Origin of the sequence: Acidimangrovimonas sediminis (assembly GCF_002871005.1) — a bacterium.
GTDB classification, from domain to species: Bacteria; Pseudomonadota; Alphaproteobacteria; order Rhodobacterales; family Rhodobacteraceae; genus Acidimangrovimonas; species Acidimangrovimonas sediminis.
This window is the reverse complement of sequence record NZ_PHSN01000105.1, coordinates 1-331: the sequence shown is the minus strand read 5'-3', so window position 1 is coordinate 331 and position 331 is coordinate 1. Positions and strand designations below refer to the sequence as shown.

The following is a 331-nucleotide window of genomic DNA, read 5'->3' as shown; positions in this document are numbered from 1 at the left end:
GGCCCGGCGGTTTGTCTCGTGCGGCGGGCTCATCCGTTGTAATCGGCATCCTCGACCTTTTCCATCCAGGTGACGGGGCTTCCGTCGATGCTTTCCTGAATCGCGATGTGGCTCATCGCGGTGTCGGGCGAGGCACCGTGCCAGTGCTTTTCGCCTGCCGGGAACCAGACGATGTCGCCCTGGCGGATGTCCTCGACCGGGCCGCCCTCGCGCTGGACGCGGCCGCGCCCGAAGGTGACGATCAGGGTCTGGCCGGCCGGGTGCGTGTGCCAGGCGGTGCGCGCGCCGGGCTCGAAGGTGACATGCGCGCCCGAGGTGCGGCCCGGCTCTT

Annotated in this window: 1 protein-coding gene; it reads right to left on the bottom strand. The window is 69.8% G+C overall.

Translation table 11 applies throughout. From position 1 onward, the window contains the following. Positions 1-29 precede the first annotated feature (29 nt). Positions 30-331, bottom strand: a 302-nt coding sequence (locus CVV76_RS24530; RefSeq protein WP_102227279.1) for a (R)-mandelonitrile lyase, incomplete at its 5' end; no start/stop codon positions are given.